The sequence below is a fragment of the Acinetobacter sp. MF4640 genome, from assembly GCF_002018895.1.
Taxonomy (GTDB): domain Bacteria; phylum Pseudomonadota; class Gammaproteobacteria; order Pseudomonadales; family Moraxellaceae; genus Acinetobacter; species Acinetobacter johnsonii.
Genome location: NZ_MVOM01000057.1, coordinates 1 through 24,302, shown reverse-complemented (window position 1 = coordinate 24,302; position 24,302 = coordinate 1). Strand labels below are relative to the sequence as shown.

23 protein-coding genes are annotated in these 24,302 nt (G+C 39.7%); 17 read left to right on the top strand and 6 right to left on the bottom strand.

Annotated elements, in window-relative coordinates:
- Nucleotides 1-188 precede the first annotated feature (188 nt).
- Both MF4640_RS15800 and MF4640_RS15795 read right to left on the bottom strand, forming a co-directional pair.
- Nucleotides 189-527: a hypothetical protein gene (locus MF4640_RS15800; RefSeq protein WP_078390199.1), complete on the bottom strand. Its 339-nt coding sequence runs from the start codon at nucleotides 525-527 to the stop codon at nucleotides 189-191.
- Between the two features lie 57 nt (nucleotides 528-584).
- Nucleotides 585-812: a hypothetical protein gene (locus MF4640_RS15795; protein ID WP_078390198.1), complete on the bottom strand. Its 228-nt coding sequence runs from the start codon at nucleotides 810-812 to the stop codon at nucleotides 585-587.
- 267 nt (nucleotides 813-1,079) lie between these two features.
- Between MF4640_RS15795 and MF4640_RS15790 the strand changes: the two genes are divergently transcribed.
- From MF4640_RS15790 to MF4640_RS15775, 4 genes are all read left to right on the top strand, one after another.
- Nucleotides 1,080-2,087 carry an NAD-dependent epimerase/dehydratase family protein gene (locus MF4640_RS15790; RefSeq protein ID WP_078390197.1) on the top strand — a complete coding sequence of 336 codons (1,008 nt, stop codon included), beginning with the start codon at nucleotides 1,080-1,082 and terminating at the stop codon, nucleotides 2,085-2,087.
- A 111-nt stretch (nucleotides 2,088-2,198) separates the two neighbouring features.
- On the top strand, nucleotides 2,199-3,593 hold the full coding sequence (gene fumC, locus MF4640_RS15785) for a class II fumarate hydratase (RefSeq protein ID WP_004979849.1): 1,395 nt from the start codon (nucleotides 2,199-2,201) through the stop codon (nucleotides 3,591-3,593).
- 107 nt (nucleotides 3,594-3,700) lie between these two features.
- The gene (locus tag MF4640_RS15780) at nucleotides 3,701-4,192 is read left to right on the top strand and encodes a hypothetical protein (RefSeq protein WP_004693302.1); all 492 of its coding nucleotides are present in this window, start codon (nucleotides 3,701-3,703) and stop codon (nucleotides 4,190-4,192) included.
- A 187-nt stretch (nucleotides 4,193-4,379) separates the two neighbouring features.
- Nucleotides 4,380-4,982 (top strand): nitroreductase family protein, encoded by a 603-nt coding sequence (locus tag MF4640_RS15775; RefSeq protein ID WP_078390196.1) that lies wholly within the window; start codon nucleotides 4,380-4,382, stop codon nucleotides 4,980-4,982.
- Nucleotides 4,983-5,046: 64 nt separating this feature from the next.
- Here the strand turns inward: MF4640_RS15775 and MF4640_RS15770 are convergent, their stop codons facing one another.
- On the bottom strand, nucleotides 5,047-5,601 hold the full coding sequence (locus tag MF4640_RS15770; protein ID WP_039889634.1) for a thermonuclease family protein: 555 nt from the start codon (nucleotides 5,599-5,601) through the stop codon (nucleotides 5,047-5,049).
- Between the two features lie 206 nt (nucleotides 5,602-5,807).
- Nucleotides 5,808-6,725 carry a LysR family transcriptional regulator gene (locus MF4640_RS15765; RefSeq protein WP_005399530.1) on the bottom strand — a complete coding sequence of 306 codons (918 nt, stop codon included), beginning with the start codon at nucleotides 6,723-6,725 and terminating at the stop codon, nucleotides 5,808-5,810.
- Between the two features lie 94 nt (nucleotides 6,726-6,819).
- On the opposite strand from MF4640_RS15765, the gene MF4640_RS15760 reads away from it, so the two are divergent.
- The 7 genes from MF4640_RS15760 (at nucleotide 6,820) to MF4640_RS15730 (ending at nucleotide 12,721) form a co-directional block, all read left to right on the top strand.
- The gene (locus MF4640_RS15760; RefSeq protein ID WP_005399529.1) at nucleotides 6,820-8,061 is read left to right on the top strand and encodes an acyl-CoA dehydrogenase family protein; all 1,242 of its coding nucleotides are present in this window, start codon (nucleotides 6,820-6,822) and stop codon (nucleotides 8,059-8,061) included.
- Between the two features lie 96 nt (nucleotides 8,062-8,157).
- Nucleotides 8,158-9,279, top strand: a complete 1,122-nt coding sequence (locus tag MF4640_RS15755) for a phosphotransferase family protein (protein ID WP_078390195.1) — start codon at nucleotides 8,158-8,160, stop codon at nucleotides 9,277-9,279.
- The gene (locus tag MF4640_RS15750; protein ID WP_078390194.1) at nucleotides 9,276-9,974 is read left to right on the top strand and encodes a histidine phosphatase family protein; all 699 of its coding nucleotides are present in this window, start codon (nucleotides 9,276-9,278) and stop codon (nucleotides 9,972-9,974) included. The genes MF4640_RS15755 and MF4640_RS15750 overlap by 4 nt, the downstream gene beginning before the upstream one ends.
- Before the next feature lie 15 nt (nucleotides 9,975-9,989).
- Entirely contained in the window at nucleotides 9,990-10,733 is a 744-nt protein-coding gene (locus MF4640_RS15745) for an SDR family oxidoreductase (protein ID WP_005399526.1), read from the top strand.
- Between the two features lie 151 nt (nucleotides 10,734-10,884).
- Nucleotides 10,885-11,208, top strand: a complete 324-nt coding sequence (locus MF4640_RS15740) for a pyrimidine/purine nucleoside phosphorylase (RefSeq protein WP_005399525.1) — start codon at nucleotides 10,885-10,887, stop codon at nucleotides 11,206-11,208.
- A 178-nt stretch (nucleotides 11,209-11,386) separates the two neighbouring features.
- Nucleotides 11,387-12,097 (top strand): SGNH/GDSL hydrolase family protein, encoded by a 711-nt coding sequence (locus MF4640_RS15735; protein ID WP_039889631.1) that lies wholly within the window; start codon nucleotides 11,387-11,389, stop codon nucleotides 12,095-12,097.
- 30 nt (nucleotides 12,098-12,127) lie between these two features.
- Complete coding sequence (locus MF4640_RS15730; RefSeq protein ID WP_005399523.1) at nucleotides 12,128-12,721, top strand: uracil-DNA glycosylase family protein; 594 nt, start codon at nucleotides 12,128-12,130, stop codon at nucleotides 12,719-12,721.
- A gap of 62 nt (nucleotides 12,722-12,783) precedes the next feature.
- Here MF4640_RS15730 and MF4640_RS15725 read toward each other — a convergent pair whose 3' ends face one another.
- Entirely contained in the window at nucleotides 12,784-13,221 is a 438-nt protein-coding gene (locus tag MF4640_RS15725) for a hypothetical protein (RefSeq protein ID WP_039889867.1), read from the bottom strand.
- Nucleotides 13,222-13,480: 259 nt separating this feature from the next.
- Nucleotides 13,481-15,034, bottom strand: coding sequence for a phospholipase D family protein (locus MF4640_RS15720; RefSeq protein ID WP_039889630.1), 1,554 nt, complete (start codon nucleotides 15,032-15,034; stop codon nucleotides 13,481-13,483).
- A gap of 119 nt (nucleotides 15,035-15,153) precedes the next feature.
- Here MF4640_RS15720 and MF4640_RS15715 point away from each other — a divergent pair, with 119 nt between their 5' ends.
- From MF4640_RS15715 to MF4640_RS15690, 6 genes are all read left to right on the top strand, one after another.
- Nucleotides 15,154-16,269: an S-(hydroxymethyl)glutathione dehydrogenase/class III alcohol dehydrogenase gene (locus MF4640_RS15715; protein WP_005399520.1), complete on the top strand. Its 1,116-nt coding sequence runs from the start codon at nucleotides 15,154-15,156 to the stop codon at nucleotides 16,267-16,269.
- Between the two features lie 226 nt (nucleotides 16,270-16,495).
- Nucleotides 16,496-17,524: a flavin reductase family protein gene (locus MF4640_RS15710; protein WP_078390193.1), complete on the top strand. Its 1,029-nt coding sequence runs from the start codon at nucleotides 16,496-16,498 to the stop codon at nucleotides 17,522-17,524.
- A 12-nt stretch (nucleotides 17,525-17,536) separates the two neighbouring features.
- Nucleotides 17,537-18,706 carry a fatty acid desaturase family protein gene (locus MF4640_RS15705; RefSeq protein WP_078390192.1) on the top strand — a complete coding sequence of 390 codons (1,170 nt, stop codon included), beginning with the start codon at nucleotides 17,537-17,539 and terminating at the stop codon, nucleotides 18,704-18,706.
- Between the two features lie 477 nt (nucleotides 18,707-19,183).
- A complete protein-coding gene (locus MF4640_RS15700; protein WP_078390191.1) occupies nucleotides 19,184-21,283 on the top strand; it encodes an EAL domain-containing protein in 2,100 nt (699 codons plus the stop codon).
- Between the two features lie 484 nt (nucleotides 21,284-21,767).
- Nucleotides 21,768-22,829 carry a 3-deoxy-7-phosphoheptulonate synthase gene (locus MF4640_RS15695; protein ID WP_078390190.1) on the top strand — a complete coding sequence of 354 codons (1,062 nt, stop codon included), beginning with the start codon at nucleotides 21,768-21,770 and terminating at the stop codon, nucleotides 22,827-22,829.
- A 238-nt stretch (nucleotides 22,830-23,067) separates the two neighbouring features.
- The gene (locus MF4640_RS15690; RefSeq protein ID WP_078390189.1) at nucleotides 23,068-24,213 is read left to right on the top strand and encodes a PilT/PilU family type 4a pilus ATPase; all 1,146 of its coding nucleotides are present in this window, start codon (nucleotides 23,068-23,070) and stop codon (nucleotides 24,211-24,213) included.
- The last annotated feature ends 89 nt before the right edge of the window (nucleotides 24,214-24,302 follow it).

Here is a 24,302-nt window from a genome sequence, read left to right as displayed (position 1 = left end):
TAAATACGAAGTGATCAAACTCATTAAAAGAAGGAGACACAGTAGTGAGGGAAATTAGATAGGGTATACTTGAATTGATGGTATGAATTGATAAATGAGTTAATCAATTAGTTAAAATCAAATGAAATCATTGTTAATTGGTGTATCTATTGTTATTGTTTTTGTGAGAGACCAACAGCGAACCAAATCTACACGCGTAAGATCGTCGGCAGCGTCAGATGTGTAATAAAAGACAAGATTATACGTTCATCACGAAATTCTCTGTTGAAATTATTGTAAATGGTTGATAGAGTGTTTTTTATATTTAATAATGAGTTTTTTATTTCAATTATATTATCAGTAGTGTAAAAAACTTGTTTAACTCTAATTTTATCTAGTATTGGTGCTAGTTTGTGCTTAACTAATTTAGACCAAGTGTCTTTGCTCTCACTGTTCCAAGTATCTTGAATTTCATAATGTTCTAAATCACCATATAAGCCATTTAATACGTCTCCTAATTTTATTAAACTTTCTAGCCGCATACTCATAAAAAAACCTCAACATTAATAATTTTACTAATTCAAAAAACGATATGAATTGTTGGTCTACATCTTTACAACCTTAGCACCTTTCCAAAACTCCCCACGTCTACGCATTAGAAATGAGCTCGCTATACTTTCAGCATGAAATACTTTGGCGTAATCCTTATCATCAACCCAAAACCATTCAGGTTGATAGACTTGTTGGATATCTGAAAAATCATCATATTCCAGTATTTCTTGTGTCGCATCTCGATAGGCAAGCCACTTGCCATCTTTGGTGATGTAGGCCATTGAATACCTCCCCTCAAATTACAAACTTCACAATTTATTCAATAATCTTTTTCTTTTCATAAACAATATACAGTACACAGCTATAACTGTAACACATACGATATTCCGAACCTTTAAAATGATGGTATAGTGCTCTTGCAGATTGGCCGACTCAAGAGAATTTTGAGTCGGTTTTTTGCGTTTAATATCTGTGGATAAGTCATTTCAAACACCATAAATACACCAATAAAACGCAACTTGCTGATTATTATAAGGAGTATGTATACAATGATTTTAGTGACTGGTGGTTTAGGCTTTATAGGCTCTCATATTGCTTTGAGCTTTATGGCGCATGGGCAAGAGGTCATTATTGTAGACAATTTATCCAATGCGAACTTGCAAACTCTTGAACGATTAGAATTTATTAGTGGCATGTACGTGCCTTTTGTCAAAATTGATATACGAAATACGCCTGCTTTAAACAAAGTTTTTGAGCAGTATTCCATCGATGCGGTAGTGCATGCTGCAAGTTTTAAATCGCTTGAAGAATCGGTACTGAAGCCTTTGGAATACTATAATGACAATGTCAGTTGTATTATGAGTTTACTGCGTGCCATGCAGCGCACAGGTGTCCGAACTTTGGTTCATCTTTCAAGTCTTGCGGTCTATGGTGAATCCAACCTACATTTAGAAGAAGATTTAGAGCTGAATTACGGCTATCCAAACCCGTATATCAAATCGCAGCAAATGGTCGAAGAAATTATTCGGGATACAGCAAAAACGGATAATGAATGGAAAATTGCAATTTTAAGAATGGGCAATGTCGCAGGCGCATTTGAAAATGCGATGCTCGGAGAATTGTTTCCGCCTTTACCGAAAAATATTATTCCACTGTTGATGCAAGTCGCTGCAAAACAGCGTGATCATATTGAACTTAGAAAAAGTGCACAAACCACAGATCATACCGTAGAGCGTAGTTTTTTACATATCCTCGATGCCTGTGATGCGATTGCTGCTTCGTTACAATGGTTAAGCACTCAACAGTTTGCTTGTGAAGCTTTTAATATCGCAGGTCAAAGTGTGTCGATACAGCAGTTGGTTGAAAAAGTTGAAAGCGTGACGCAAAGTGACATTGCTACAGTCGATGTAGTTGATTCGAACATTGTGGAATTAGATCAGGTCGCAGCAGAGTGTAGTAAAGCGAAAAACGTTTTACACTGGCAAGCGAAGCGCAGTTTAGAACAGACCCTTGAAGATGGATGGCGTTTCTACCGACAAAGTTTAGATGGCCGTTAATTAATTTATAGATAACGATTATCATTTGAATATTTCTGCTTAATCATTAAGATAAGGAAAACAAGCGCAAAATAATCATTTTGCAATTCACTTAAAAAGGAAGAGGTTAAAATGCAAACACGTATTGAACATGACACGATGGGCGAAGTTGAAGTACCGAGCGAAGCACTTTGGGGTGCTCAAACTCAGCGTAGTTTGCAAAACTTTAAAATTGGCAGTGAACGTCTACCACGTCCAATGATTCGTGCCATGGGCTTAGTGAAAAAAGCAGCAGCATTGACCAATGCTGAGCTCAACCAAATTCCACAAGAATTGGCGCAATACATCGTCGGTGCTGCGGATGAAGTGATTGCAGGGCAGTGGGATAGTCAGTTTCCTTTGGTGGTATGGCAAACTGGTTCAGGCACACAAAGCAACATGAACTGTAATGAAGTGATTGCCAATATCGCCAATCAGAAACTTGGCAATCCCTTAGGTGCACAAAAACCTGTACACCCGAACGATCACGTGAACCGTGCTCAGTCGACCAATGACTCCTTCCCAACGGCGATTCATGTCGCAGCAAGTATTCAGATCAATGAATTACTGATTCCTGCGGTGACACAGCTTCGAGATACTTTAGAGGCAAAGTCTCAAGCATTTGCTGACATCGTCAAAATTGGCCGAACTCATTTACAAGATGCGACACCCTTAACCTTAGGCCAAGAATTTAGCGGGTATGTTTCTCAGCTCGATCACGGCTTAAAGCGTTTACAACAAGCACTTTCAGGCTTGTATGAGCTGCCTTTAGGTGGAACCGCTGTAGGTACAGGATTGAATGCTCATCCTGATTATGCAGAAAAATCAGCGGAGCAACTGGCACAGTTGACAGGACTGCCTTTTGTGACTGCACCAAATAAATTTGAAGCATTGGCTGGGCGTGATGCAGCAGTGTTTGCTTCAGGCGCATTAAAAACGCTTGCGGTAAGCTTGAACAAAATAGCCAATGACATTCGCTGGTTGGCAAGTGGTCCACGTTGTGGTTTTGGCGAGTTACGTATTCCTGAAAATGAGCCAGGCTCAAGTATTATGCCGGGGAAAGTGAACCCGACTCAAAGTGAAGCGATGACCATGGTGGTGGCTCAAGTCTTAGGCAATGACACCACGATTAATGTTGCGGGTGCATCGGGTAACTTTGAGTTGAATGTATTCATGCCAGTGATTGCGTTTAATTTGTTGCAGTCGATTCAGCTTTTGGGTGACGCATGTAATAGCTTTAATGATCACTGTGCAGTGGGTATTGAGCCAAACCGCGAAAAAATTGACCACTTCTTACATGACTCATTGATGTTAGTTACGGCTTTAAACCCAGTGATTGGCTATGAAAATGCAGCGAAAGTTGCCAAAACAGCGTATAAAGAAGGCAAAACCCTAAAACAAGTGGCTGTGGAGTTGAACTTGGTCACTGCTGAGCAGTTTGATGAAGTGGTACGTCCAGAGCAAATGATTTCACCAAATGTAAAATAGCCCTTGGTCCAGATGCTCAACTAAAGAGCAAATGAACATCAGCGGTTTTTATCTTTGGGCGAAGTCGGTACAATGGTCGACTAAAGATAAACTGCTGATGAGTTACCATGCTTGATATTTATTTGACAGATGTTCAGAAAAACGTGCAATTTAACGATTATCCGGGTGAACATCCTGTTAAATTTGTTTTAAATTTCAAAAAGATTTTCCCAAGTGTTATGGAGTTATTACTTCCTGTTCTACCTGAAAATGAAAATCTTGAAGAAATGACATGGGAATCAACTACGACTGACTTTGAACTTTTCAAACTGTTGTTGAGTGGTTGGGGCGTGATTGAGCTACGTTTAAACGCGATCAAACAGTTTAAAGATAAAGATTTTGCAGATGCTCTAGTAAAACGTGCACAACAAAAGCGCAAAGACTTTGCAAAAGCACAGCAACAGTTGAAAACAGTTGAACTTGATTATTTATTTATGCATGAGATTCATGCATTGATCGATGCAGAATTGGTTGAACTGGGTGAAAAGTTCTATTTACCCGTTCTTCGTGACTTATGGAAAAATAAAATTCCAACTCAAGTTTTAGAAGCCAAATTTTAAGTCATTCAAAAAATCCTCCAAATGGAGGATTTTTTATATCGATAGCAAAACTATGTATTTGCGAGCACAAGAAAGTATTTAAACTGCATATAAAGCACTAAATTTTATTATTTGGTCAAATATTGGAATTAATATTGCTTGATACATTGGGTCATCATTCACGGTATAACCGTAAGGATTTTATAATATGTCAAATCAGTTCATCGACTTAATCACAAAGCGTCGTACCATTTATGCCATTGGTAAAAAGGTCGAGCACAGCCCTGAATTTTTAACTGATTTGATTCAAACAGCCATTAAACAAAGCCCATCATCGTTCAATTCACAGTCATCTCGGGCGGTGATTTTGTTTAATACGCAACATGAAAAGTTCTGGACTTTTGTGGCTGAAAAACTGAAGTCTTATGCTAAAGATGAAGAAAGTGCGGCTAAAACAACGACAAAAATGGCCAGTTTTGCAGCAGGTGTGGGAACAGTTTTATTTTTTGAAGATTTAGATGTAATTCAGAACCTACAAGAGCAATTTCCATCTTATGCTGAAAATTTCCCAGTATGGGCAGAGCATTCAACTGCAATAGCACAGTTTGCAACTTGGACTGCATTACATACCTTAGGTTTAGGTGCATCTTTACAGCATTACAATCCAATTGTAGATGAAGAAGTCCATGCTGAGTGGAATGTGCCTGCAAGTTGGAAACTGCGTGCACAACTGGTCTTCGGCTCGGTTGAGGGGGAAGCTAAAGAAAAAGGCTTTGTGGATGATGCTGTACGCTTTAAAGTCTTCAAATAATTAATGAAAAAGCTGCTCTACACGATGGAGCGGCTTTTTTTAGGCTGAGTTTTTTACAGGTCGACTACTTCTTCATTTTGCGGTAGTCACTCGGGCGAATAGGGCGGGTGCCGCGCCATAAACCTTTCTTGTGCTTTTTCGCATGACTTTGTAAAGCATTCATATGTTTCAAATGCTTTTTATCCTTAATATAGTCCTCATAGACCCATGCTGCACCACGTTTAACCATCTCCTCATTCATACTTCTCCGAAAACGGTAGATTTCACCTACACAACGACCGTAACGGTCAATGTCTGTAATACGAACACGAACCACTTTCCGATAAACCATTTTTTTGATTAAGCGTTTGGATTCAGGCCCATAGCTTTGAGTGGACTCAGGCGCATCAATATAGGCAAAGCGTAATTTGGTTTCAGAGCGTCGAAAGTTAAAGCGATAACATGTTAGCGTATCACCATCACTTATAGCCGTAATTCGACACCAATAGGTTTTACCTTTTTTAAAGGGATGGAGAAGTTGGCTGAGTGCATTTTGTATTTTATAAAAAGTAAATACCAGTATCAGGCAAAGGGCGAAGCCAATACCGATGAGCCAGCTATTGGACAGGTGATCAAACATAGAGGAGAGCAATGGAAAATAAAAATATCAAAAAGACATTGTATGGTAGATACACTATTTAAAATGCTTTAAGTGATCTCAAGTGTTTATTTTTCATAACAAAATAGATGTTTAATTAAACAAGTAAACAGGAATAAAGTTCTAGCGAAATAAAAAAGCAAATAGCTAGTTTATTTGCGGATACTTATAGTTTATTTAGAAATAGCCTAAGCAAAAATTTTATAAATTTCGTTCCTAAAAAAAAGGTGTCTTTTATTTTCAGTTAAATTTTTATGCCAATAAATTCCAATATTCATCTGCGGCAGTTTCACAGGAACATCAAAAATATTGAGCAGAGGGGAAACATGCAAATGGCTCAAAATATTTTGAGGAATCGTTAAAATTGCATTTGGATATTGCTCTAAAATTTGTAGCGCAGTGGAATAGTGCTGACAACGCAAAAAAACCTGCCTAGACAGTTGCTTACGATTTAAATGAACATCTTCAACCAAAACACCAGTACGCCGCGAAGATACACCAATATGTGGTGCAGCCAAATACAATTCAGCATTGATTTGCTGGAGCTGAGTACAAGCCACAAACTGGTCTTTGACCAAGCTCTCAAATTGAATTTTATCGCCAAAGTTTTGTTCCAAATCAATTACAAAATCAATTTGCTGAGAAACTAAATCAGCATCTACTGTTTTACGGTCAAGCTTGCTACTCATGAACTGAATACTTAGTCCAAGTTTCTGAAAGTGAGCAACTAACTTTGGGAAAACAATTGGTTCGATTTCATCATGAATCGCAATTTTTAGGCTTTGAACCATGTTGGGGTCGAAGCTTTGCTGCTGCATGGAAATACTTTGAATTGCAATTAAAGCATTTTTAATAATTAGGTAATTTTGTTCTGCAAAAGGTGTTGGAAGCATTTGGCTGCCAGAGCGAACAAATAAATCATCCTTTAAATGGCTACGTAGACGCTGCAAGGCATGACTAGCAGCAGACTGCGTAATCGACAAGATTTGAGCTGCTTTAGAAATACTTTTTTGCTCATAAATTGCAATAAAAAGCGGGTATAAATTGATATCGATGCGATGAAAAAGCCCCATATCAATGGGTGACTTACTATGAATACTGTTCATGCTGATCTATAAAATAAAATCATTTTGTTCATATTAGTTTTCAGGTTATGTTGATGTAAAGCGAAAATATCAAAATAGATCGAAGGAAGCAGCCATGTTTGAACTTTCAGCACGTGCTCAAGATTATGTAGAACGTACCAAACAATTTATTCAAAACGAAATTGAGCCGATCGAAACTGACTTTTGGCATGAGGTACATGAACTGAACCAAGGTGGCGACTGGACCAAATGGCAGTGGCCTGTACAACTTGAAACGCTCAAAGCCAAAGCAAAAGCTGCGGGTTTATGGAATATGTTTTTGCCATGTCCTGAATTGGGCCAAGGTCTATCGGTTCAAGAGTACGCTCATATTGCAGAACTCACAGGTCGCAGTCTTCTTGCGCCGACCGTATTTAACTGTAATGCGCCTGACAGTGGCAATATGGAAGTATTGTGGCGTTATGGCTCTGAAACTCAAAAGCAAGAGTGGCTTACGCAGCTTTTAGATGGAAAAATTCGTTCTGTTTTCTGTATGACAGAACCAGCTGTTGCTTCATCCGATGCGACCAATATGCAAGCAACAGCCGTGATCGAAGGCGATGAGATTGTGCTAAATGGCCGTAAATGGTGGTCTTCAGGCTTAGGTGACCCCAATGCCAAAATAATTATTTTTATGGCACATACACCAGATGAAACTAAAGATCGCCACCATCAACACTCGATGGTTTTAGTGCCTGTTGAAACGGCTGGAGTCAAAATAGAACGAATGTTACCAGTCTTTGGTGACTACGATGCACCCCATGGTCACGGCGAAATTAGCTTTAGTAATGTTCGTGTTCCTGTTTCCAACTTTATTGGTGGTGCAGGTCAAGGTTTTGAAATTGCCCAAGGTCGTTTAGGCCCGGGTCGTATTCATCACTGTATGCGCTGCATTGGTGCTGCGGAAAAATCTTTAGAGTTGATGATCGATCGTGGTATGAGTCGTACTGCATTTGGCAAAGAAATTTTAAAATTAGGTGGAAACCTAGAGCGCGTGGCTGATGCACGTGTTGCAATTGATCAAGCACGTTTATTAACCTTGTATGCTGCGTATAAAATGGATACTTTAGGGAATATGGCAGCGTTAACCGAAATCTCTGCGATTAAAGTCGTTGCGCCAAGTGTGCTTGAAAAAGTGGTCGATATGGCGATTCAAATTCACGGCGGAGCAGGTGTGTCGCGTGATACGCCTTTGACAGGTTTCTTCGCTCAAGCACGTTCACTGCGATTGGCTGATGGGCCAGATGAAGTCCATAAAGGCATGATTGCAAAACTAGAACTGGCAAAACGCGGCTATAGTACGCGTCGTAAAAAATAATAGAGGAGAAGATCATCTCTTTAATTCATCGTGTTGAAATAAGAATAGATGATCTTCTAAGTTATAAAGAAAAGATTGATAGTTTGGGAAAAAAGAATGTCAGCGATTGATGTAGGTGGAACAGTTCGGGCGGGTGAAGAACTGGATGCTATAGCCGTAGAAAACTGGCTCAAAGCACAAGGTGTCGATCTACAAGGGCAGGTTGAAGTAACGCAATATTCAGGCGGTGCATCTAACTGGACGTATAGATTGAAATACGACAATGTCGATCTAATTCTACGCCGCCCACCCAAAGGTACCAAAGCTAAATCTGCACATGACATGGCACGTGAATATCGAGTGCAAAAGAATTTAACCCCTTTCTATCCTGTACTTCCCGAAATGGTTGCATTGTGTCAGGACGAAACTGTTCTTGGCTGTGACTTCTACGTGATGAAACGCGTAGAAGGCATTATTCCACGGGCCAATTTACCGAGAGAGTTAGATTTTAAAGAACCCCAAGTTCGTGAGTTATGTATCAATGTGATTGATAAACTGATCGAACTTCATCAAGTCCCATACCAAGGCACAGAACTTGAGAACCTTGGTAAAGGTGAGGGTTACTGTCGTCGTCAAGTGGAAGGTTGGGACGCTCGTTTTGAAAAAGCCAAAACCATTAATGTCCCTTCATTTAAATATGTGCGAAAGTGGCTGAAAGATAATATTCCAGCAGACTCAAAAACCTGTGTGATTCATAACGATTGGCGTTTTGATAATGTCATTTTAGATCCGAATCATCCGACACAAATTATTGGTGTCTTGGATTGGGAAATGGCAACGCTTGGTGATCCACTCATGGACTTAGGTTCGGCTTTGGCATATTGGGTTGAAGAGTCGGATAGTGCACTCTTTAAAGCGACACGTCGCCAACCGACAAATCTTAAAGGCATGTTCACACGTAAAGAAGTGGTCGATTATTATTTAGAAAAAATGGGTTTAGAAGTAGAGAATTGGACCTTTTATGAAGTCTTTGGTATTTTCCGTTTAGCCGTGATTGCCCAGCAAATTTATTATCGCTATCACCACAAACAGACCAATAATCCTGCCTTCAAAGATTTTTGGATTTTGATTCATGCTCTCCATATTCGTGCACTTAAATTGATTGGTTTACAGAAAATTGAAGCCAATGAAGTTGCTCAAAAATACATTGTTAAAATGAAGGAAATATTAGGCAAATGACCACTATTTATTTCATTCGCCACGGGCAAGCATCTTTTGGTGCAGAAAGTTATGATCAACTCTCTCCCAATGGTGAACTCCAAGCCAAAATTTTAGGTCAATATTTTGATCAGATCTTAAAAGAAGCACCTGTGGTGGTGTCAGGCTCCATGCAGCGACATCAGCAAACGGCATGTATTTCTTTGGCTGAATGCTTTCCTGAGGTGGATGTCTTAACAGATTCTGCATGGAATGAGTTCAATCATCAGCAAGTCTTTGCTCATTACGAACCGCGTTTTAACGAGCCACATTTACTAAAAGTCGATGTGGCTAAAGAATCGAACCCACGTGCATATTTGGCCAAGATATTTGAAGGGGCAATTGAACGCTGGACGGGTGGCGACTATCACCATGAATACGATGAATCATGGCCTGAATTTAAAAGTCGAATTGAAGTCGCTTTACAAGATTTGTGTGATGAACTAGCTCAATCCAAACCGCGCTATGCTGTGGTGTTTACTTCAGGTGGTGTAATTTCAGTGATTGCAGGTAAGCTGTTAGGTTTAAGTCCAAATAAAACCTTTGCGCTAAATTGGGCTATTGCCAACAGCAGCATGACCACATTACGACTGGTGGGCAATGAACCGCAGCTTTTAAGTCTCAATGAACATCATTTTATTAAAGCCGAAAACTCAAACTTACTGACATGGATCTAAGGACAGGATTAAGACATGGCTAAAACAATTTTAATTACAGGGGCAAGTTCTGGTATTGGTGCAGGTATGGCACGCGAATTTGCACAAAAAGGTTATAACTTGGCAATTTGTGCACGACGCTTAGATCGCCTTGAAAGCCTAAAACAGGAACTTGAGAGCAAGTACGGGATAAAAGTCATTCCTAAAGTTTTAGATGTGACCAATTACGATCAAGTGTTTGAAGTTTTTCGTGCATTTAAACAAGAGTTTGGTCATTTAGACCGTGTAATTGTGAATGCTGGAATTGGAGATGGGCGTCGAATTGGCAAAGGCAGTTTTGCGATTAATAAAGCCACGGTTGAAACCAACTTTATTTCAGCTCTAGCACAGTGTGAAGCTGCAGTCGAAATTTTCCGTGAGCAAAATGCAGGACATTTGGTTGTTATCTCTTCTATGAGTGCAGTCCGCGGTATGCCAAAACATTTGACAGCGTACGGTGCAAGTAAAGCAGGTGTTGCACATTTGGCTGAAGGCATTCGTGCAGAACTGCTCAATACCCCAATTAAAGTTACGACTATTTTTCCTGGATATATTCGTACAGAAATCAATGAGGGTGCAAAACCACTACCTTTTGAAGTCGATGAAAAAACAGGTTCACGACTGTTGGCAGCAGAAATTGAAAAAGCCCCTGTAAAAGCCTATGTTCCTAAATGGCCATGGCTACCACTAGGTTTAGCAATGAAAATTTTACCGCTGAAATTGGTTAATAAACTGGGTTAATGATTGAAATAAAAAGGCTGTAAATCAGCCTTTTTATTTTTAACTATGCGAGTACCTTCTAAACATATGTTGCTATTTCCAAATGATCATTTGAGTGCATTCATGAGTTGGTCATAAAATCGAGGTAGCATTGAAGAAAAAGGTGATCAAGATGTCCACACAATTCGACTTTGTTTCAGTCAGAAAAAAGCCCAATGTTCATTTTGGTGGGCGCTCAATCAGTCATGTCATTCAATGTGAAGATGGTTCACAAAAGACCCTTGGGGTTATTTTGCCTACAGATCAACCGCTGACGTTTGAAACGCATGTTGCGGAGCATATTGAAATTGTTTCAGGTCAATGCCAAGTTAAAATTGGGCTACAGACTGAAATGACTCTGTATTGTGCAGGTGAAAGTTTTGATGTTCCTGCCAACAGCCGCTTTAGTATGATGGCAAGTGAAGTTGTAGATTATATTTGTCACTTAGAAAAATAGCCGAAGACAAAGACTCAAATTGTTAGAATAATATTAAGTCTTATAAGTTATTGATTTAATAGATGTTATGTTATTTACTTTGCAGCAATATTTCTGAAAAATATTTAAGTCTGTGTATCGGTGCAATTCAACGTATACTATTTTCATCTCTCAGTTAGCTTAGACCCAGTCACTGAATATGCGATTAAAAATTTATACGCTGGCTTTGATTCCAGTCATTCTTTTTCAAGGTTATGCCGTCAAAAAAAATACACCAAGATTGGCTGAACCCGAAGGAGAGCGCATTGGACAAAAAGGCGTGGGTAAGTCGCTTTCCTTGCTCATTTTGGGGGATTCAGCAGCAGCGGGCGTCGGTGTAAATGTTCAAGATGATGCCTTATTGGGTTCAATTTTAAAAGAACTGTCATCTGAGTTTAGTATTCAATTTTATTTACACGCAACGACGGGATTCACCACAGATCAGGTCATTCAGTCCATCCAAACGTTTGAGACACAGCATTTTGATGTCATCATTACTTCTGTGGGCGTAAATGACATTACAAAATTCACTTCGCCGCAGGCTTGGATCGCAAAACAGAAGCAGCTTTATCAAATACTCAAACATAAGTTTAGTCCACAATTAACGATTGCATCTGGTGTACCTCCGATGGATCAGTTTCCTGCACTTCCAAACCCACTTGCATGGTTGTTTGGTCAATATGCCAAAGCGATGAACTTAGAATTAGGCCAATTTGTCGCACAGCAAAAACAGATGGAGTGGATAGAGTACGATCTAAAGAAGTTTTTAGCTTTAAACTTAGCTATGGCCAAAGACGGTTTCCACCCCAGCAAAGAAATTTATCAGTATTGGGGTAAACAAGTGGCTGAAAAAATACGCCAATCTTTTTAAAATGCAATAAAGACAAATTTTCTATAGCTTATGACACATTCAGTTGAAATTGAAAAACATCCACTTAAACCGTTCCTCCCAGCTAATGCCAAATTATTGATGCTGGGCAGCTTTCCGCCGCCCAAGACCCGCTGGAAAATGGACTTTTACTATCCAAATTTTCAAAATGATATGTGGAAAATATTTGGCCTGTGTTTTTTCCAAGATAAAAATTATTTTCTCAATATCGAACAGAAGACATTTAAAGAACAACAGATCCGTACATTTTTAAATGAACGGGGCATTGCGATTTTTGATACGGCCTATGAAGTGATTCGCCAAAAAGGCAATGCTTCAGATAAGTTTTTGCACATTATTAACCCAACCAATGTGCAACATTTACTTGAAAAAATGCCCGAATGTCATAGTGTGATGACCACTGGCGATAAAGCTACTGATACGCTCATGCTGTCTATGCCCACAGGTACGTTAAAACCACAAATTGGCATGAAGTCCGAGACACATTTTGCTGGGCGAGATCTGAGGCTTTATCGGATGCCATCTTCTTCTCGTGCCTATCCTTTGGCTTTAGAGAAAAAAGCCGAGGCTTATTACAACTTATTTTCTGAAATAGGCTTACTTTAGGTAACTATTTGGATTATCCACATGACTGAATATTCCAGCCATTCGTAGATGGTTGGTCTGCTTTAGTCTTCGTACTCAACATAGTCCCAGAGATTAAGCCGCGCTTTAATCTGTTTACGTAGTTGTGGCAGCATAGGAAATAATGTTCCATCAATCCATAGGCTGAGTGCATCTACCGAAAGTGGCTGTTGTGATTCATCGATCAATTGTGCACCTTTCACCAAAACAAAAGTCTCTTCGCTTGCAGCTGTTTCGATCCCTTTAAACTGAACCAAAAGTTTATGGCCTGTATCTTGGATTAGCCACTCCAGTTCAATTTGGATATTTTGATTGGATTTTAAAACGAGTTGTCCTTCAAGAATGTCACTGTCACTCAAGCAGTCATGTTCAACACGTACTTTACTTAGAAACCATTCTTGTCGAGCAAGCTCTTCTAGCGTTTTGTAGGGGGTTAAAATATTACTAAGATTAAACTGACGACTTAAATCAAAAAATTGCATTACTAAACTTTGTAAAGGAGAGATAAAAAAGAAGGGCTGCATGTTAAATCAAAGTGTGTACTGAGTAAAACCTTTCAAGCCCTTGAATGAAGTTAGGTATCAGAGCCAATTATTTTGTTCGAGTATTATATTCAACGCTGTTGTATTAAGAATAGAAATAGATAAAGCATTTTTAAGCTGAGCCTAAAAACAAAGCAACTCAGCCTAAACAGAAAGCAATTATACATTAGAAAATGTGGATAACGTCATTCACCTGTAATTACATCATCCATTCAATGGGCAGGTATGATACAGCTTTCATCATAAAACGCTGAAATTTTGTGGTTTCGGGTTCTGTTTGATGTTCAATGACACTTCCATCTTTTTGATGTTCAAGCCAAATGATATCGCCTTGAGGATTAAGCTTTAACTCATATGCAATATGCGGAAGAAATTCATCTAACTTATGTGAGATTGCATTTTGCAATTGATCTGACTCCACCACTAAGCCCACTTCTGTATTTAAATGGGCTGAGCGTGGGTCAAAGTTAAACGAACCGACAAAGACTTTTCCGTCTATATCAAAAAATTTGGCATGGAGCCGTGAGGAACTTCGACCTTTAGCTGGAATCACATGCCCAGTTGCTACTTCATACCATGTGTATTTTTCTCGTTCGATATAGGGTTTAAACTCATACAGTTTGACGCCATTTTCGAGCAAGCCACGGCGATATTTTTTATAAAATGCATGCACAATGGCAACATCATTAGCCAATAACGAATTGGTTAAGACCCGAACTCGAGTTCCATTTTTTGCCAAATTGGAAAGGTAGTCAGCACCTGCTGTGGTTGGAACAAAATATGCGGAGACCAACTCCATATGCTTTTCAGGCTTGCCCATCAAATCGAACATTTGTTTGACAATGATTTCATCAGGCTTTGCTTCACCACGAATTTTATTGGGAGAATCGGCGATGAAATGAGCCTTTGCCCAGTTAACAGGATGCTTAGTCAGCTCTGAATCGACTTGTATCCGAGCCAAATCAATTTTCTGTTCAATCACATTTTTATCTAAGGCATACGCTTCATAGTGCTGTTTTAATTGAGCCAGTTCTTCTTTTGTTCCACGACCCACTAATTGGGGAATTGTATAACTGAGATCATCATTCCAGAAATTTAGAAATACACTGTTAGCATGCTCTACAGCTTGCCCATAAAACAAAATGTCCAAATCTGTAAATTGGAACTTTTCACTGGCATCAAAGTATTCACTGCTGATATTACGACCACCAGTTACCGCAATTGCACCATCAGCAATGATCAGTTTGTTATGCATACGATGGTTAATGTGATTGAAGCGAAAAACGTAATCAATCACACGTAAATGACGGTATTTGTAAGGATTAAATAATTTGATTTCAAAGTTGGGATGAGCGGTCAGTTTTTTGAGAGTTTCATCAAGTGCCGTGCCGTTTTGGTCATCAATCAATAAACGTACTTTCACCCCACGATCCGCAGCATTTAACAGTTCATGCAACATCATATGGCCTATAAAGTCATCTCCCCAAATATAGTATTGGACATCTAGACTGTGCTTGGCCTCCAGTATCAAGTGTAGGCGTGAGGCAATGCTCATAAATGCTTCATCCAACGCCAAATAAGCCGTAAGCCCCTGTTTTTGCTGTGCAGATGCATCTTGACCCTTGAGCCAATGCTCTGCATATACCTCTACAGGGGCTGAAGGCTTAGCCTGATTGGGGGCGAGTTGGCATCCCGCGAGTGTTAAAACGGTGCTCAACAAAATCAGCGGTCGACAATGAGTTGGTATCACCATATTTCTTTTAAAGACCTAATTTTTATAAGTTATATATTTCATATGTTATAGGTTGAAACAGAGAATAAAAAGCGGTTACTGTAGCGCATCTGTTAAAGACTTCCTTAAGGATAGCGAAAATGAAATCACGTGCAGCTGTTGCCTTTGGACCTGGACAAGCTCTAGAAATTGTAGAAATTGATGTTGCTCCACCACAAAAAGGTGAGGTTTTAGTCAAGATTACCCATACAGGTGTATGCCATACCGACGCATTTACTTTATCTGGTGATGATCCTGAAGGTGTCTTTCCAGCAGTTTTAGGCCATGAAGGTGCGGGTATCGTAGTTCAGGTCGGTGAAGGCGTAACTAGCGTTCAGCCGGGTGATCATGTTATTCCTCTGTATACGGCTGAGTGTGGCGAGTGTTTATTCTGTCAGTCAGGCAAGACCAATTTATGTGTTGCAGTCCGTGCGACGCAGGGCAAAGGTCTGATGCCAGATGGTACAACGCGTTTTTCTTATAATGGGCAACCGATTTATCACTATATGGGCTGTTCAACCTTTTCTGAATATACCGTTGTCGCAGAAGTGTCTTTGGCTAAAATCAATCCAGATGCTAACCCTGAACACGTCTGTCTATTGGGCTGCGGCGTGACCACTGGTTTAGGTGCAGTCAAAAATACAGCTAAAGTACAAGAGGGTGATACCGTTGCAGTCTTTGGTTTAGGTGGTATTGGTCTAGCAGTTGTACAAGGTGCAAAAAAAGCCAAAGCCAGCCGTATTATTGCGGTTGATACGAACCCTGACAAATATAAATTAGCAGCAGAATTCGGAGCAACTGATTTTGTAAACCCAAAAGATCATGACCGTCCTGTACAAGAAGTCATTGTTGAAATGACTGGTTGGGGGGTTGATCACTCATTTGAATGTATTGGTAACACCAATGTCATGCGCTCAGCACTTGAATGTGCACACCGTGGTTGGGGACAGTCGGTGATTATTGGTGTGGCAGGTGCAGGCCAAGAGATTTCAACGCGTCCATTCCAACTGGTCACTGGCCGTACCTGGAAAGGGACAGCTTTTGGTGGTGTAAAAGGTCGTTCGCAACTGCCTGGTATGGTTGAAGAAGCAATGACTGGCGACATTCGTTTAGCTCCATTTGTTACGCATACCATGGGTCTCGACAAAATCAATGAAGCCTTTGACTTAATGCATGATGGAAAATCAATCCGTACTGTGATTCATTTTGAAGACTAATTCGCTGTAAGATGTTTAAAAAACCAAGCTGCGGCTTGGTTTTTTATTTTTTGCTTGAAGAAAAGTGAATTGGCAAAACTGTTCATGTTGTTAGACAAAAATGATAAAAAATGTCAATTCGTTAGATTTTGTCCTTTTATGACATAGTCGAAAATAGGTTCTCACCTTATCTTGATGTCTCAATAATGCACACTTGTATAAAAATAAACTAAAGCAGAGGGTGACTATGGGAAAGCATGTTGAATACCGTCCTGAATGGGTACGCGAAGATTTCATCGATTTTCTGGCTGAAAAAGTAAATCCGCTATGGGCATGGAAAAAAGCCAAAGCGCGGATTGTTGCAAAGCATCACTTGTCAGATGACTTTGTGTACATGCAGTTACAGCCAAATCATCATTTTAAAGCAACCGACTATCAAGCTGGGCAAAGTATCTTAGTGACAGTACTCATTGCTGGTGTACGTTGGCAGCGCAGCTATTCAATTGTCGAGATTATAGAAAATGGCAATCTTGTGATTGCTGTTAAACAACAGGGCAAAGTCTCAAATGCACTCACTCAACAGCCTGTAAAAAGTGTAGTTGAAATTTCCAAACCGCAGGGCGAATTTGTTTTAAAAAGTCAGCCTCACTCTGCACTGATGATTGCCTCGGGAAGTGGTATTACCGCAATTTACGCATTGATTAAGGCTGCATTAAAACGCCCACAAACAGTTTCCAATATCGATTTAATTTACTTTACGCGGGATGATGCCTTTCATGCAGAACTGCAACAACTTACTGAACATTATCCGCAGTTTAAATACCATCATGTCAATACACGGACTCATAAACAACATCTGAGCCAAGAGTTGCTTAGCCAAAAGATTGAAGGTTTTGAACAACGTGAATGCTATGCTTGTGGTGCTGCCAATATGATGCAAAGCCTGACAGAAATTTATCAGGCTCTAGACTTAGTTGACTATCTGCATACCGAATACTTTCAAATTGTTGTCGATCACACCCAAAGTGCTCAAGTGGTCACGTTTCAACGTTCTCAGCAACAGTTTCAGGCCAAAAGCAATTTATTAGACAGTGCAGAACAGGCGGGTTTACGTCCCGCACATGGTTGTCGTATGGGCATTTGTAATACTTGTTCATGTACCAAAGTTCAGGGTGTGGTGCGGAATCTGCTCACAGGAGAGCTTGATCAAAACAATAACACACAAATTAAATTATGCATTTCACAGGCGGTTAGTCCTGTTGTGATCAACCTTTAAGAAGGCATAGATATGAATCTTCCCGTTTATTTTAGTGAAAGCAGTAAATCCAAATATTTAAGTCCTGCACAAGTCGAAGAGTTTGGTGCGAAAGTTGAAGCAATCCGTCGTGAAGTGATGGAAAGTCTCAATGAAAAAGATGCTGAGTATATTTACAAAATCCGAAATTTTGTGCGCTATAGCGAAATAAGCGCACGAGCGCTGCTTATGTTTGCAGGATGGCTGCCTCCAGTATGGCTTTTGGGCACAGGTTTATTGGGGGTATCTAAAATCGTAGAAAATATGGAGCTTGGGCATAATGTCATGCATGGTCAGTTTGATTGGTTAAATGACCCGAGTCTCAATGGGACAAATTATGACTGGGACACTATGGCCACAGGCCCCGACTGGAAACATACGCATAATTATATCCACCATACCTACACCAATATTGTTGGTATGGACCATGATGTCGGCTATGGCTTAGTCCGTGTGAGCGATGCACAGGTCTGGGAACCTCGCTTTTTACTGAATCTACCTTTAGCTGCACAGTTAATGGTGTTTTTTGAATGGTACGTTGGTATACAAAATCTTCATATAGAAGATGTGGTGGCCTATAAAACAAAAACTTGGCGCGAAGTCTGGGTAGAGTCATATGATTTTAGGCAGAAAATGAAACGCCAAGTGATTAAGGACTATATATTTTTTCCCATCATTGCTGGGCCAAATGCACTACCAGTCTTTGCAGGAAATGCAGTAGCCAATGTTATTCGTAGTTTATGGGCATCCGCGGTGATTTTTAATGGTCACTTTACCGAAGACGCTGAAAACTTTGAAATGGACAATATCGACAATGAAACACGGGCTGAGTGGTATCTGCGCCAAATTCGAGGCTCAAGTAATTTTAGTGGGACACAGGGCTTGCATATTTTAAGCGGGAACTTGAGTCATCAAATCGAACATCATCTTTTCCCTGACATGCCAGCCAATCGCTACGCACAAGTCGCGCCCAAAATTAAAGCACTGTGCGCAGAGTATGGAATTCATTACAATGAAGCGAGTTTTATCAAACAGTTTTCATCTGTTTGGGTGAAATTGGCTAAATACTCACTGCCAAATGAGTGTTATGAAAAAAGTGACCCTACACAGTCTTTTCTGAAACACAATCTGAGTTTATTGAAGAAAAAAATCTTTAAATCATAGCTCACAAGCATGTACCAGAGCAGAAACTTTATTGGATAATATTGACCCATTAGGTTTCTGCTTTTTTTTTGCACAAAAGTAGGGCGTAAAACCCCTCTATATGATGTCTTTGTGTAAGTCGGATTAAATTTAATCATTATGTGAATAGTCGGTATTTACTTAAAATAAATTATTGTTAATATTGGTTTTTCAGTGAAAGTTGTTTAGCTTTGCTATGTCGCTCAAATGAATACTCATTTGCTATTGAAAACGGCTCTCAGTTATTTGTCTAATTTGTGTAATAGTTGCAATTTTTCATTGGTATACGCTTATATAAGTTGTATATGATGCATATTGTGATGGTAATCACGCAGCGTCATTATACTTATATTTACTTTTTTGTTTTTCATTGTTTTTCATGACTTTGCTTGATTTCTTTTTTAAACAATATGTCTGGTTATGGACTAAACCAGCAAGTTTAAGTTGCAGATAATTATTATGTCTCGAACCCATTCACAGCCTAAGAATAAATCTAAAAAGATTGCTTATGATCAACAGGCAGGAATGAGTTCTACTTCAAAAAAAGACCACCATCTGATTGATATTATTCCTCAGCTTTTTTGGATTCATAATGACCTCTGCAAATATATAAATTTACCCTTACGTCAGTATGTAGGAGGAATGGATTTATCTGCAGATAGCTTCAATTTGGTCGAATATATTCATCCAGAAGATGTACCAGCATTAGATGAATTTTTGCATCAACCGATAATTGCCGAGCTCACATTTGAAAAAACCTGTCGGATTCGTAATCATCAGGGCCAGTATCATTGGTTCTTAGTCCAAGGTGAAATGGATCGCTCGACAGCTGGATTTCAACTGAGTTGCACTGATATTCATCAGGGCATGAAAATTTATATCGAGTCTTTGGCGCTGTTACGTGCGCATTCGGATATGTTAAATGCCAGCGTAGACTGCATTATTGTAGTTGAGCCAGATGGCACGGTCACACATATGAATAAGTCGGCATGTGTCATGTTATTGGGAAGTGCAGATGTTAAGGACTTTGGTATGTCTTGGGTCGAACTTTTGCCTCCTGCGGTGCGTAAAAAAGCCAAAAAAGCATTGCATGATGCAGGCCAAGGACAAATTTCCCGTTTTAATGGCATGAGTTTATCGGACGGTAAAGTTTATTATTGGGATAATGTTCTGACACCTGTACTTGATGTTGACGGAGAGACCCAGAGTATTTTATGTGTTTCACGTGATATCACGCTGCAATATCTCACCGAACAAAAATTAAAACAAGGCAGTGAACGTGATGAGTTAACCGGTTTAAATAACCGACGTGCGTTTAAAGAAAAAATCAGAAAACTGTATAGTAGTGCACGTGATAAAAAACAAAAGTTAGCCGTCATGTTGATGGATTTAGATCACTTTAAAACCATCAATGACACACTCGGTTATGCCGCAGGTGACCACCTTTTAAGAATTTTATCGAAACGTTTAAAACAAATTTTAGAAGGGCGTGCTTTCTTGGCACGTCTTGGTGGGGATGAGTTTGGTGTGATTATTCCGAATGTGCAGGATATAGGTGAGCTCAACCAAATTGCCCAGCAGATTTTGCAACAACTCGAGATTCCCATCACATTTTCGGGGAACTACATCAATGGTGGCATGAGTATTGGATGTGGCCTCTATCCAGATGATGCCAATGACCTCAGTGAGCTACTCAAGTGTGCCGATACAGCACTGAATGATGTTAAAGCACAGGGCCGCGGTGGTATGCGCATGTTTGATCAGGATATGTTTAATGCGGTACGGGAGCAATCTGAACAACTTAATTGTGCGCATCAAATTATTCGTAATGTTGCCATCGAGGCTTTCTTTCAACCGAAAGTGTGTTTAGATTCAGAAAGAATTATCGGTTATGAAGCGCTCTTACGTTGGCGTGATGATCAGAATAACATTCAAAGTCCTGCACGAATTGCAGCAGCCTTTAATGATTATGAGTTATCCAGCCGTATTGGTGAGATTATGCAGCATCAGGTTTTTAAAAAAATTACTGAATGGCGTGCAAAAGGCTTACAAGTTGTACCTATTTCAATTAATGCAGCACCTGTTGAGTTTATGCGTGATAATTTTGCAGAGATCTTTTTAAAACGTCTCAAAGCCTACCGCATCCCCTCGAAATTTGTTGAAATCGAGGTCACTGAATATCATTTGGCTGAACGCGGCTATGAATACGTGGTTCGAGCCTTAAAAAAACTCAAAGCAAATGGTGTGCGAATAGCACTGGATGATTTTGGTACAGGGCATTCCTCTCTTACTCATTTACGTGACTATCCCGTTGATATTATTAAAGTTGACTGCTCTTTTGTACAGCGTTTAAGTGATGATAAATCGATTTATGCCATTGTCGAAGGGTTAGCCAAACTTGGCCCGATTTTATCAATGGATATCGTAGCTGAAGGGATTGAAACTGAAATGCAATTGCAGCTTTTAAGAAATATGGGCTGTCATATTGGGCAAGGTTATCTGTTTAGTCCGCCTGTTTGTGCTCAGCAGGCAGAAATGCAGTTGCTAAAACTACACTAGGCTTCATAGCGACTGTTCTCATGAACTCAAACATGATTAGGCCATTGAGTTAAAGGCGAAGGCAGTGGCTTAAGCGGGATAGAACAGAATTTTTTGTATAAAAAAGTGTTGTAAAAGCAAAAAAATCAGCGTATTTTAAATTTCAGATAACATATTTTTGAAGATATAAAAATGTTAAAGCAACCTGTAATCTCTAACGCAAATTATTACTTTTGGCAATTTAGATAATTGCCTGAACGCGTTCGGGCATCAAAAGGTTGCCCACCTAGTTAATACCTGATCGGCAACCCTGGTCAGGTTTTTTTATATCTGCTGTTTTAATAATTTTTGGAGTACTTCATGAAAACAACTAACTATTCATACTTTAGCAACTTTTATTGGTTTTACTTTAGTCAATTTATGACTTTAGCCCAGCAATCCATTAGACCCATAACGCTCAAATAAAAGATCGGACTGAAGACCACAGTCCAAAGGATACAAACCAATGAATGCTCTAAATGCTGCACTACAAAGTACACAAACGACAGTTCAAGAAACACTTTTAAGTTTGCCGCAGCAACTCAAAGCGCAGTTGCCACTTTCTACGCCATTAAAACTACAAATTGCTGAACAGCGTCAAACCATTCAAAATATATTAGATGGCAAAGACCATCGTTTAATGGTCATTACTGGCCCATGTTCCATTCATGACCCTATTGCGGTTTTAGAATACGCTGAAAAGTTAAAACAATTACAAACCAAAGTTTCAGATCAGATTTTCTTCGTAATGCGTGCTTATATTGAAAAACCACGGACAACAGTGGGTTGGAAAGGTTTTTTATACGATCCTTTACTTGATGGATCTTCCAATATGCAGTTGGGACTAGAGCAGTCTCGAGCATTGTATTTAGCGATTATTGAAATGGGTCTACCGATTGCTACAGAAATTTTAAGCCCGATGGCGACTGCTTATTTCGACGATCTGTTGGCATGGGGAGCTATTGGTGCGCGTACAAGCGAGTCGCAGATTCATCGTGAAATTTCGAGTCATATGCCATTCAGCATTGGTTTCAAAAATGGTACAGATGGCTCAATTCAAATTGCTCTGGATGCGATTCAGTCTGCATCAAACCCTCACCAGTTCATGGGAATTGGGCAGCAAGGCATGGCATGTATGCTTCAGTCCCAAGGAAATCCGAAGCCACACTTGATTTTACGTGGTGCAAACTCAGGGCCTAACTATGCTTTAGCCGATATTCGTCATATGCAAGATAAAGTCAAAGGTGAATTACCAGCGTTGGTGATTGACTGTAGTCATGGTAACAGTAGTAAAAATCCACTCAATCAACCTAATGTATTGCGTAGCATTGTTGCAGAACGTACGCAAAGCAATGTGTGTGGTGTCATGTTTGAAAGTCATTTGGTTGATGGTAATCAGAAAATTTCAGATGACATGGTCTATGGTCAGTCTGTTACCGATGGCTGTTTAGGCTGGGAAAAAACCGAGCAAGTCCTTTTAGAGGTTGCCGACACATTACGCAGCCACGCTGTTCAACGGAGTGCTTAATCAACGCAGCCAAAAAGACCTTTCAATGAAAGGTCTTTTTTTTGTGATCCAGTTCAATAAATGAAGATAATAAATTGAAAAATAAGCTAAAAGTTATTTATCAAACGATAAATTAGGTTGAGCTAGAGCATAAACTTATGCAAAATCAGAAGCCTGAAACAACACGATAAAAAATTGTATTTTGAATAAAAGAAATGCTTTTTAAAGTCAGCTATTTGCACTAATTTTAGAGAACACTATGTATTCTGCAGAACTTTTAGAAGAAGCCCGTCGGATGATGTTTCACATGCTCAGCAAAGTGGTTGAGTATGGTGGTTCAGACTTATTTATATCTGCAGACTTTCCGCCAAGTATTAAGCATCAGGGCCTTATGAAGCCATTGGGTCAACAAAATTTGCCATCTGATCAGACTAAGCTCTTTGCATATAGCTTAATGAACGAAAAGCAACGATTAGAGTTCGAAACTGAGCTGGAGTGTAATTTTGCAATTAGCGTTCCCAATGTTTCGCGTTTTCGTGTCAATGTTTTTCAGCAGCAACTGCATGTGGGGATGGTGATTCGTACGATTACCGCGGAAATTCCTAACTTCACTAAGCTACAACTTCCAACGTCTTTAAAAGACGTGATTATGGAAAAACGTGGTTTAGTATTGGTCGTTGGGGGTACAGGGTCAGGTAAATCTACGTCTTTGGCGGCCATGATTGATCATCGAAATGAAAACTCGGCAGGGCACATTATTACGGTTGAAGATCCTGTGGAGTATGTACATAAACATAAGAAATCGATAATTACTCATCGGGAAGTGGGTGTGGACTGTCACTCTTGGCACAATGCTTTGAAAAATACTTTGCGCCAAGCACCTGATGTCATTTTAATTGGTGAGATTCGTGACACGGAGACTATGGAGCATGCCATAGCTTTTGCAGAAACAGGTCACTTATGCCTAGGAACATTGCATGCCAATAATGCAAATCAGGCTTTAGATCGTATTATTAACTTTTTCCCAGACGAACGTCGCAATCAACTTTTGATGGACTTATCTTCCAATATGAAGGCGATTATTTCACAGCGTCTGGTGCGAACTGAAGATGGCCGTGGTCGCCGAGCAGCAGTGGAAATCATGCTCAATACGCCGTTTATGTCAGACTTGATACTTAAAGGGAATTTCCATGAACTCAAAGAAGTGATGTCGAAGTCACGAGAGCTAGGTATGCAGACTTTTGATCAGGCTTTGTTTGATTTATACAATCAAGGTGCAATTGCTTACGAAGAAGCGCTACGAAATGCAGACTCGGTCAATGAATTACGTCTACAGATTAAATTAAAGAGTAGTCGTGCTAACCCACTGAATCGTACCGGGTTTGTCGGAGAGTCAATATTCTGAGAGACTATCCCGATGACAAAATTAAAATATACCCCTGAAATCAGAGAAAGAGCGGTTCAATTATTGATTGAATCTGAAAAAGATTATCC

Excerpts from the sequence above, each read along its gene's own strand:
- MF4640_RS15730 (WP_005399523.1), top strand. The coding sequence starts at position 12,128 with ATGACACATTCAGTTGAAATTGAAAAACATCCACTTAAACCGTTCCTC.
- MF4640_RS15720 (WP_039889630.1), bottom strand. The coding sequence starts at position 15,034 with ATGGTGATACCAACTCATTGTCGACCGCTGATTTTGTTGAGCACCGTT.
- MF4640_RS15770 (WP_039889634.1), bottom strand. The coding sequence starts at position 5,601 with ATGTTTGATCACCTGTCCAATAGCTGGCTCATCGGTATTGGCTTCGCC.
- MF4640_RS15750 (WP_078390194.1), top strand. The coding sequence starts at position 9,276 with ATGACCACTATTTATTTCATTCGCCACGGGCAAGCATCTTTTGGTGCA.
- MF4640_RS15725 (WP_039889867.1), bottom strand. The coding sequence starts at position 13,221 with ATGCAATTTTTTGATTTAAGTCGTCAGTTTAATCTTAGTAATATTTTA.
- MF4640_RS15775 (WP_078390196.1), top strand. The coding sequence starts at position 4,380 with ATGTCAAATCAGTTCATCGACTTAATCACAAAGCGTCGTACCATTTAT.
- MF4640_RS15735 (WP_039889631.1), top strand. The coding sequence starts at position 11,387 with ATGCGATTAAAAATTTATACGCTGGCTTTGATTCCAGTCATTCTTTTT.
- MF4640_RS15755 (WP_078390195.1), top strand. The coding sequence starts at position 8,158 with ATGTCAGCGATTGATGTAGGTGGAACAGTTCGGGCGGGTGAAGAACTG.
- MF4640_RS15695 (WP_078390190.1), top strand. The coding sequence starts at position 21,768 with ATGAATGCTCTAAATGCTGCACTACAAAGTACACAAACGACAGTTCAA.
- MF4640_RS15795 (WP_078390198.1), bottom strand. The coding sequence starts at position 812 with ATGGCCTACATCACCAAAGATGGCAAGTGGCTTGCCTATCGAGATGCG.
- MF4640_RS15700 (WP_078390191.1), top strand. The coding sequence starts at position 19,184 with ATGTCTCGAACCCATTCACAGCCTAAGAATAAATCTAAAAAGATTGCT.
- fumC (WP_004979849.1), top strand. The coding sequence starts at position 2,199 with ATGCAAACACGTATTGAACATGACACGATGGGCGAAGTTGAAGTACCG.
- MF4640_RS15745 (WP_005399526.1), top strand. The coding sequence starts at position 9,990 with ATGGCTAAAACAATTTTAATTACAGGGGCAAGTTCTGGTATTGGTGCA.
- MF4640_RS15715 (WP_005399520.1), top strand. The coding sequence starts at position 15,154 with ATGAAATCACGTGCAGCTGTTGCCTTTGGACCTGGACAAGCTCTAGAA.
- MF4640_RS15705 (WP_078390192.1), top strand. The coding sequence starts at position 17,537 with ATGAATCTTCCCGTTTATTTTAGTGAAAGCAGTAAATCCAAATATTTA.
- MF4640_RS15800 (WP_078390199.1), bottom strand. The coding sequence starts at position 527 with ATGAGTATGCGGCTAGAAAGTTTAATAAAATTAGGAGACGTATTAAAT.
- MF4640_RS15710 (WP_078390193.1), top strand. The coding sequence starts at position 16,496 with ATGGGAAAGCATGTTGAATACCGTCCTGAATGGGTACGCGAAGATTTC.
- MF4640_RS15740 (WP_005399525.1), top strand. The coding sequence starts at position 10,885 with ATGTCCACACAATTCGACTTTGTTTCAGTCAGAAAAAAGCCCAATGTT.
- MF4640_RS15690 (WP_078390189.1), top strand. The coding sequence starts at position 23,068 with ATGTATTCTGCAGAACTTTTAGAAGAAGCCCGTCGGATGATGTTTCAC.
- MF4640_RS15790 (WP_078390197.1), top strand. The coding sequence starts at position 1,080 with ATGATTTTAGTGACTGGTGGTTTAGGCTTTATAGGCTCTCATATTGCT.
- MF4640_RS15780 (WP_004693302.1), top strand. The coding sequence starts at position 3,701 with ATGCTTGATATTTATTTGACAGATGTTCAGAAAAACGTGCAATTTAAC.
- MF4640_RS15760 (WP_005399529.1), top strand. The coding sequence starts at position 6,820 with ATGTTTGAACTTTCAGCACGTGCTCAAGATTATGTAGAACGTACCAAA.
- MF4640_RS15765 (WP_005399530.1), bottom strand. The coding sequence starts at position 6,725 with ATGAACAGTATTCATAGTAAGTCACCCATTGATATGGGGCTTTTTCAT.